This window comes from Cellulomonas sp. P4_B5_2, assembly GCF_056402235.1.
The window spans coordinates 44676-53282 of the sequence record NZ_JBFUHU010000003.1; the positions used below are offsets into that span (position 1 = coordinate 44676).

An 8607-nucleotide genomic window follows, 5' to 3' on the forward strand; every position below is an offset into this window, starting at 1 on the left:
GAACGAGTGTTTAGTCTGGTGAACGTGCGTTCAGAGGACCTCACCGCCCGCGCCCGGATCCGGGACGCGGCCGTCGCACGCTTCGGGCGCGACGGGTTCCGTGCGCCGGTGCGCGCCATCGCCGAGGACGCCGGCGTGAGCGCTGCCCTCGTCATCCACCACTTCGGCTCCAAGGACGCGCTGCGCGCCGAGTGCGACGAGCACGTGCTCCGGGTGGTCCGCGAGGAGAAGTCCGCCGCGATCACGAACGGGTCACCGGCCGAGACCATCGGGATGCTGGCGCGCGTGGAGGAGTACGCCCCCCTGTTCGCCTACATCGTCCGCAGCCTCCTGGACGGCGGGACGGACGACCCCGCCAAGGCCATCGACGAGCTGACGAGGGCCTCGATGCTCCCCGGCCTCGAGCTCTACACGTACGGCCTGTTCACCGACAGCGCCTATCTCGACGCCTACCTGCAGTACAAGGAGAAGCCATGACCGACGCCATCGCGGTCAGCGGACTCGTCAAGACGTTCGGCGCCAAGCGCGCGCTCGACGGGTTCGACCTCACGGTCCGGACGGGGGAGGTGCACGGCTTCCTCGGACCGAACGGGGCCGGCAAGTCGACCACGATCCGGGTGCTGCTCGGGCTCCTTCGGCCCGACGCGGGAGACCTGCAGCTGCTCGGCGGGGACCCGTGGCGGGACGCCGTGGCGCTGCACCGCCGGCTCGCCTACGTGCCGGGCGAGGTCACCCTCTGGCCCAACCTGTCCGGCGGTGAGTCGATCGACGTGCTCGGCCGGCTCCGGGGCGGACTGGACCCCCGCCGTCGCGACGCCCTCGTCGAGCGGTTCGAGCTGGACCCGCGGATCAAGGGCCGTGCGTACTCGAAGGGCAACCGGCAGAAGGTCGCGCTCGTCGCCGCGCTCGCCGCGGACGTCGAGCTGCTGCTCATGGACGAGCCCACCAGCGGCCTGGACCCGCTGATGGAGGCCGTGTTCCAGCAGGTGGTGCAGGAGGCGGCGGCCGACGGGCGCACCGTGCTGCTGTCCAGCCACATCCTCGCGGAGGTCGAGGCCCTCTGCCGCCGCGTGACGATCATCCGGCAGGGCCGGGCGGTGCAGAGCGGGTCGCTCGAGGAGCTCCGCAGCCTCACGCGGACGACCGTCACGGCGGGGCTTCGCGACGCCGACGACGCCGAGCACGCGCTGGCCGCGCTGGCCGGCGTGCACCACGTGCAGCGCGACGACGGCCACCTGACGGTCGACGTCGACACCGCCTCGCTGAACGGCGTCCTCGCGCGGCTGACCGCGTTCGGCGTCCAGTCGCTGACCGCGCACCCGCCGACCCTCGWGGACCTGTTCCTGCGCGAGTACAGCGACGAGCTGGCGACCCTGGGGGTCCCGGAGGGATCGCGATGACCACCGTCGTCGACGCACGCGGGAACYAGCTGTCCGGCACCGCGGGGCTGGTCCGGGTCGCCCTGCGCCTCGACCGTTGGCGGACCGCGGTCTGGGCCGTGGCGGTGGCCGGGCTGACGCAGGTGTCGGTCAACGCGCTCACGGAGCTGTACTCGTCGCCGGAGTCGCTGGCCGCACGCGCGCAGCTCATCTCGTCGCCCGCGGCGACCGCCCTGGCCGGACCGGGCTACGGGCTGGACGACTACACCGTCGGCGCCATGACGGCCAACGAGCTCGGGCTGTGGGTCATGGTGCCGGTCGCGATCATGGCGCTGCTCACCGTGACCCGGCACCTGCGCGCGGCGGAGGAGGACGGCCGGCTCGAGCTGGTGCGGTCCGCGCCCGTCGGCCGGGACGCGCCGGTGGTCGCGGGGCTCGTCGCCGCCGCGGTCGCGACCCTCGCGGTCGGCGGCCTGACGTTCCTCGCCCTGCTGAGCACAGGGCTCGACCCGGTGGGCTCGGTCGCGCTCGCCGGCGGGATCGTCATGGTCGGGTTCGTCTTCGCCGGCATCTCCGCGGTCGCGTCCCAGCTCACCGCGCACGGGCGGGCGGCCAGCTCGCTCGGGATGGCGGCGCTCGGGGTCGCGTTCGTGCTGCGGGCGATCGGTGACGTGCGGGGGCCGGAGAGCACGAGCGTGCTGACCTGGCTGTCGCCCTTCGGGTGGGCGCAGGCGACGCGCGCCTACGTCGACGAGCGCTTCTGGCCGCTGGCGATCGGCTTCGTGGTGGCCCTCGCGCTCGTGGCGGTGGCGTTCTGGCTCGTCGGCCGCCGCGACCTGGGCACCGGTCTGCTGGCCGAGCGGGTGGGCCCGGCGCGGGCCTCGGAACGCCTCTCGGGGATGGTCGCGCTGACCCTGCGACGCCAGGCGGGCTCGATCCTCGCGTGGGGGGTCGGGATCGTCGCCATGGGCGGATTCATCGGGCTGCTGGCCGGGGCCCTGGTGGACTTCATCTCCAGCGAGCCGCGGCTCGAGCAGATGTTCCCGACCGGGCCCACCGGCGCCGCGGCGTCGGCCTTCGCGCTCTACGTGGTGTTCCTCGCGGTCGTCGCGGGGGCCTACTGCGCGACCGCGGTGAGCGCCGCGCGGGCGGAGGAGACAGCGGCACGCGGCGCCCTCGTTCTCGCCGGGCCGGTGTCCCGCGCACGCTGGCTCGGGGCGCAGGTCGCCGTCGCCGGTGTCGCGGCGATCGTGATGATGCTGGCCGCAGGCCTGCTGATGGGGGTCATGGCGGCGATCTCGCTGGACGACGACGCCTGGGTCGGGCGCATGGTCGGCGCCGCGGCGGTCACGCTGCCCGCGGTCGGGATCGTGCTCGGCGTCGCCGTCGTCGTCATGGGCGTGGCCCCGCGGGCGTTCGGCCTGGTCTGGGCCTACGTCACGTACGTCGGCGTCCTCGGCATGTTCGCCCGGCTGCTGCCCGAGGGGTCCGACGTGCTCTCGCCCTTCACGTACACCCCGCAGCTGCCGGCCGAGCCGATGGACTGGCCGCCCGTGCTGGCCCTGGTCGTCGTCGCGGTCGGGCTGATCTGCGCCGGGCTGGCCGCGTTCCGGCGTCGTGACGTCGTGGGATGAGCGTGCGTAGGTAGGCTGCGGGGCGTCCGACGAGGGTTCGGGCGACGCGATGCACGAGGGAGCCCCGATGAGCGACACCGGCCGTCCCGGCCCCGAACGACCTGTCGGCCAGCCGGTGCCGCCGATCTCGAACTGGGAGGCGGTGCAGCGTCAGCCCCCGACGGCGCCGGTGCCGCCCGCCTCGCCGGGACCTCAGGGCCCGACCGCAGGGCCGCCCACCGGGTTCGCTGCGCCGCGCGCGGACGAGGAGCCCGCCGCCGCCGAGCCCGCCGGCTCGGGTCGTCCCCGCTGGCTGATCCCGGCGATCATCGGCGTCGTCGTGCTGGTCGTCGCCGCGATCGTCGTCGGGATCGTCGTCAGCTCGAACGGCGACACCGACGAGGCGCCCCCCGCGGTCGCGACGACCATCCTCCTGCCGTCCCCGACGCCCACGCTCGAGCCGGTCGCCCGGCCCGCGACCACCGCGTTCGCCGTGGCGCTTCCGACGACCGTGCTCCAGTACGCGCTCGCGACGTCCGTCCCCGACGCCGAGTGGCAGGCGGCGGGCGCCATCGAGGCCTATACCGAGACGTACTCCGACGGCGGGAGCGGCACCGTGACGGTCCGCGCCGGCCAGTGGGAGACGCCCGCGGAGGCGACCGCGTTCGCCGCGAGCCTCGTCGCCGCCGTCCCGGCCGCACCCGCCCCGGACCCGTCCGCGTCGCCCACCGGTCCGACCCTCCCGCAGACCGGCGAGGTCACGGCCGGCGGGGCTGCGGCCGGCACATACACGATCAGCGACGCGGGCGACGGGACCGGCATCGCGGTCTGGACCAACGGCTCCGCGGTCTTCCAGGTCACGGGCCCGGTCGCGGAGATCGTCGACTTCTACAACGCGTTCCCGCTCTGACGACCGAGAACGACCGGGGACGCGTCCCAGGTCGTTCTCCCGGCAGTCAGCTCGCCGCGATGATCGACAGGATGTTGCCGGCCGGGTCGGTGAACCACGCGATCAGCGGACCCCCGCCGCGGAACACGTAGTCGTCGTCGGTCTGCACCGGCGTGCCCTCGTACCGCTCGAACGGCACCCCGCGCCCGCGCAGCTCCGCCACGGTGCCGGGAACGTCCTCGACCGGGAAGTTCAGCACCGTGTAGGTGGCGGGCACGTGGGCCGGCCCCTTGGGGTAGACCAGGACGTCGTGGCCGCCCTGGAAGTGCAGGGAGAGCATCCCGTTCTCTTCGGTGACGTCGAGCCCGAGCGCGTCGGCGTAGAACGCCTTCGCCGCCGGGACGTCGTCGGTCGAGAACCCGCTGAACGCCTTGCTGAGGTCCGCCATGGTCATTCCTCCGGATCAGGGTCGAGAACTCGTCCAGGTTCTCGCGAGACCGGCCCGGCGGCTAGGCGTGCGCGAGAGTGCGGTCGGGACTGGCCGCCGCCGGGAGGGTGACCGTGAACGTCGTCCCCGGGCCGCTGTCGACCGTGATCGTGCCGCCGTGGGCGGTGACGACCGCGTGCACGATGGCGAGCCCGAGACCGGTGGACCCGCTGGCGGAGTTGCGGGAGGCGTCGCCGCGGGTGAACCGCTGGAACAGGCTCTCGCGCAGGGCGGGCGGGATGCCGGGTCCGTCGTCGGCGACCTGCACGACGACCTGCTGCCCGGCGCGGCGGACGCGGACGGTGACGGTGGTGCCCGCGGGCGTGTGCAGCCGGGCGTTGGACAGCAGGTTGGCCAGCACCTGGCGCAGCCGGTGGTCGTCGCCGACCACGAGGGCGTCCTCGAGGTCGTCGTCCGACGGCAGGTCGAGCCGCCAGTCGTGGTCCGGGCCGGCGGCGTGCGCGTCGGTCACCGCGTCGATGGCCAGCACGGTGAGGTCCACCGGCTCCGAGGCCAGGGGGCGCCCCGCATCGAGCCGCGCGAGCAGCAGCATGTCCTCGAGCAGCGCGGTCATGCGCAGGGACTCGGACTCGACGCGGGACATGGCCTGCAGCGCGCTGACGGGCATCTCGTCGGGGGAGCGGCGCACCAGCTCGGCGTACCCGCGGATCGAGGCCAGCGGGGTGCGCAGCTCGTGGCTGGCGTCGGCGACGAACTGGCGCACCTGCGACTCGGACTCGTGCCGGGACGCGAGGGCCTGCTCGACGTGCCCGAGCAGCTGGTTGAGCGCGGCACCCACCTGCCCGACCTCCGTGGCGGGATCGGTGTCCTGCGCGGGCACGCGGTCGGCGAGCACCACCTCACCGCGGTCGAGGGGGAGCTGTGCCACGCGGTTGGCGGTGCCGACGACCCGGTCCAGCGGTCGGAGCTCGCGGCGCACGAGCACCAGGCCGGCGGCCGCCGCAACCAGCAGGGCGAGTGCGGCCACCACCAGCTCCACGACGACGAACGTGGTGACGGTGCTGGACACCGAGGTGGTGGGCAGGGCGGTGACCGTCGTCGTGCCATCGGCGTCGATGCTCGAGACCGCCCGATAGCTGCCCAGCCCGGTCAGGGTGATCGTGTGCGCGTCGCCGTCGGTCGGGACGGCGAGCATCTCCACGGTCTGGGCGTCGGTCAGCGCGGTCGGCGTGCCGTCGTCGTCGATGTAGCCGKCCTGGAACACGGTCAGGTCGGCGGGGTCGACGCCGGCGGGCTGCTCCACGTTGACCGTGCCGGCGTCCTGCCCCGGGCGGAAGTCACCGGTGCCGGGCGGGGCCGCGAAGACCTCGCCCGGGTCCTGGGTGCCCTGCCGCGGGAAGTCCGCCGCGCGCCGGTGAGCCGCGGTGACCTTCTCGTCGAGCTGCGCGACCAGGGAGCCCTGGAGCGCGAGCGTCGACACGGTGCCCATGGCGCCCGCCACGATCGCCACCAGCGCGACGACCATCACGACGAGGCGCCGGCGCAGCGTCCAGCGTGGACGAGTGGGCACGATCAGACAGACGGCTTCAGCACGTAGCCGACCCCGCGCAGGGTGTGCAGCATCGGGGTGCGGCCCTTGTCGATCTTGCGGCGCAGGTAGGACACGTAGAGCTCGACGATGTTGGCCTGGCCGCCGAAGTCGTACTGCCAGACGCGGTCGAGGATCTGGGCCTTGGACAGCACGCGCTTGGGGTTGCGCATGAAGTAGCGCAGCAGCTCGAACTCCGTGRCGGTCAGGCGGATGTCCTCGCCGTCGCGGGACACCTCGTGGCTGTCCTCGTCCATCCGCAGGTCGCCGACGACGAGCACGGCCTCCTCGCGCGACGACACCGCACCGGTCCGCCGCAGCAGGGCACGCAGCCGCGCGACGACCTCCTCCAGGCTGAAGGGCTTGGTGACGTAGTCGTCGCCGCCCGCGGTCAGGCCGGCGATCCGGTCCTCGACCGCGTCCTTGGCGGTCAGGAAGAGCACGGGGACGTTCGGGTGCGTGGCGCGGACCCGGCGGAGCACGTCGATGCCGGACAGGTCGGGGAGCATGACGTCGAGCACGATGACGTCGGGGTCGAGCGTCTTGGCGGCGCGGACGGCGGCGTGGCCGGTCAGCGCGTGGTCGACCTGCCAGCCCTCGTAGCGCAGGGCGGTCGACAGCAGCTCGGCGAGGGTCGGCTCGTCGTCGACCACCAGAGCACGGACAGGGGATCCGTCGGCACGGGAGAGCGCGTCCGGGCGGTGGCTGATGGTCGTCGTCATGACCCCAAGACTGGGCCGGTTACCTGTTGTGGCCCTGGACCGAACCTGTGAGTTGGCTGAGGATCGCTCAGTCGAGGGTGTGCGGGCGGTCGTCGCCGAGGAGCGCCGCCGCGAGGATCGCCTCGATCGCGAACTGCGTCGAGGTGGGCAGGTCGACGTCGTCGTCGAGCAGCCACTGGACCTGCAGACCGTCCATCACGCCGATGATCGCGCTGGCGGCACAGTCGGCGGTCTCCCGGGACACCCTGCCCTCACCGACAGCGATCACCGCGTCCGAGATCTCGCCGCGCAGCACGCGGAACCGGTCGGTGACCCATCCTCGGGCGGGGTGGTTCTCGGTCACGGACTCGCCGGTGAGCACCGAGTAGCTCTGGACGATGCCGGGCCGGTCGACGTTCATGCGCGCGGTGCGGACCAGGTGCTGGAAGAGGCCGAGCCCACCGGGGATGTGCTGGCCCTCGAGGTCGCGGACGTCCTCCTTGTCCCGGTACTCCAGCATCTCGACCAGCAGCTGCTCCTTGGAGCCGAAGTGGTGCAGGACCCCCGCGTGCGTGATCCCCACCTGCTCGGCGACCTCGGCGAGCGAGCCGTTGTTGTACCCCTTGGACCCGAACGTGATCGCGGCGGCGCGCAGGATCTCCGCACGGCGGTCTGCCGTGGCCTGACGGGGCTGCCGCGCGCGGCGCCTGGGCGCGGCTGCGGGGGGAACGGCGTCGTCCATGACCGAAACCATACTGTGATCTTGCCACTTACTGACAAGTCAGTAAGTTGTGGTTTCATTCTCGGCAGACGACAACGCTGTCCGATCGGAGAACCCTGCTGTGTCACTCGACACGGCCACCCAGCCGCCCACGGCTGAACGGCCCGCCACAGACCTTTCGACCATCCTGGCTGCCCTCAGCCTGGAGGAGAAGACGCGGCTCGTCGTCGGCGCCGGCCTGTGGTCCACCACGGCGATCCCGCACATCGGCCTGCGCGCCATGCACGTGTCCGACGGTCCGGCCGGCGTCCGCGGTGTCTCCGACTCCGCCGACGAGACGTCCGCCAGCTTCCCTGCCCCGAGCGCGCTCGCCGCGACGTGGGACGTCGACCTGGCCGACGAGCTGGGCCACGTGTTCGCCGCCGAGGCCCGCCGGCACGGCGTCGACGTCGTCCTCGCCCCGCAGGTGAACCTCCAGCGCACGCCCGTCGGCGGCCGGCACTTCGAGTGCTACTCCGAGGACCCGCTGCTCACCGGCGACATCGCGGTGCACGTGGTCCGCTCCGCGCAGGACCGCGGCGTGGGCATGTGCGTCAAGCACTTCGTCGCCAACGACTCCGAGACGCAGCGCACCAGCTACCTGTCGCGCGTCGACGAGCAGACCCTGCGCGAGGTGTACCTGGCACCCTTCGAGCGGCTGGTGCACGACGCCCAGGCGTGGTCGGTGATGAGCGCGTACTCCGGGATCGACGACGGGACCACCGCCGCGACCGCCGCCGAGCACCGCCCCCTGCTGACCGGCGTGCTCAAGGACGAGTGGGGCTTCGACGGCGTCGTCATGAGCGACTGGGTGGCCACCAAGTCCGTCGCGGCTGCCGCCGAGGGTGGCCTCGACCTGCAGATGCCCGGACCGGACGGCCCCTGGGGCGACGGCCTGCTCGACGCGGTCCGTGCCGGGGACGTCAGCGAGTCGCTGCTGGACGCCAAGGTGCTCCGACTGCTCCGGCTGGCCCAGCGCGTCGGTGCGCTCGAGGGCGTGGCGCCGTCGGGTGCGAGCCGCGACCGGGTGGCCGACGTGGACGTGCGTGGCGTGCTGCGCGAGCTGGTCTCCCGCTCCATGGTCGTGCTCCGCGACGACGAGCACGCGCTGCCGGTGTCACCCGACGACGTCACCCGGATCGCCCTGCTCGGCCCCAACGCGGTTCACCCGTTCGTGCAGGGCGGCGGTTCCGCGTTCGTCCGTCCGGACCACCTGTCGACCCCCGAGG

The 8607-nt window shown here is 73.1% G+C and carries 9 protein-coding genes; 5 read left to right on the forward strand and 4 right to left on the reverse strand.

All coding sequences use genetic code 11. From position 1 onward, the window contains the following. Positions 1-18: 18 nt before the first annotated feature. From AC1DUQ_RS00490 to AC1DUQ_RS00505, 4 genes are all read left to right on the forward strand, one after another. The gene (locus AC1DUQ_RS00490; RefSeq protein WP_477073251.1) at positions 19-477 is read left to right on the forward strand and encodes a TetR/AcrR family transcriptional regulator; all 459 of its coding nucleotides are present in this window, start codon (positions 19-21) and stop codon (positions 475-477) included. Next, positions 474-1400 (forward strand): ABC transporter ATP-binding protein, encoded by a 927-nt coding sequence (locus tag AC1DUQ_RS00495; protein ID WP_477073252.1) that lies wholly within the window; start codon positions 474-476, stop codon positions 1398-1400. The genes AC1DUQ_RS00490 and AC1DUQ_RS00495 overlap by 4 nt, the downstream gene beginning before the upstream one ends. Then, a complete protein-coding gene (locus AC1DUQ_RS00500) occupies positions 1397-3013 on the forward strand; it encodes an ABC transporter permease (RefSeq protein ID WP_477073253.1) in 1617 nt (538 codons plus the stop codon). Before AC1DUQ_RS00495 ends, AC1DUQ_RS00500 begins: the two co-directional genes overlap by 4 nt. A gap of 67 nt (positions 3014-3080) precedes the next feature. Then, on the forward strand, positions 3081-3902 hold the full coding sequence (locus tag AC1DUQ_RS00505) for a hypothetical protein (RefSeq protein WP_477059849.1): 822 nt from the start codon (positions 3081-3083) through the stop codon (positions 3900-3902). A 46-nt stretch (positions 3903-3948) separates the two neighbouring features. On the opposite strand, the gene AC1DUQ_RS00510 is transcribed toward AC1DUQ_RS00505, so the two are convergent. From AC1DUQ_RS00510 to AC1DUQ_RS00525, 4 genes are all read right to left on the reverse strand, one after another. After that, complete coding sequence (locus AC1DUQ_RS00510) at positions 3949-4329, reverse strand: VOC family protein (protein ID WP_477059850.1); 381 nt, start codon at positions 4327-4329, stop codon at positions 3949-3951. Positions 4330-4390: 61 nt separating this feature from the next. Continuing rightward, positions 4391-5899: a sensor histidine kinase gene (locus tag AC1DUQ_RS00515; protein WP_477073254.1), complete on the reverse strand. Its 1509-nt coding sequence runs from the start codon at positions 5897-5899 to the stop codon at positions 4391-4393. A gap of 2 nt (positions 5900-5901) precedes the next feature. Continuing rightward, positions 5902-6639, reverse strand: coding sequence for a response regulator transcription factor (locus tag AC1DUQ_RS00520; protein ID WP_477073255.1), 738 nt, complete (start codon positions 6637-6639; stop codon positions 5902-5904). A 67-nt stretch (positions 6640-6706) separates the two neighbouring features. Then, complete coding sequence (locus AC1DUQ_RS00525; protein ID WP_477059852.1) at positions 6707-7360, reverse strand: TetR/AcrR family transcriptional regulator; 654 nt, start codon at positions 7358-7360, stop codon at positions 6707-6709. Between the two features lie 100 nt (positions 7361-7460). Between AC1DUQ_RS00525 and AC1DUQ_RS00530 the strand changes: the two genes are divergently transcribed. After that, a partial coding sequence (locus AC1DUQ_RS00530; protein WP_477073256.1) for a glycoside hydrolase family 3 protein occupies positions 7461-8607 on the forward strand: 1147 nt, incomplete at its 3' end.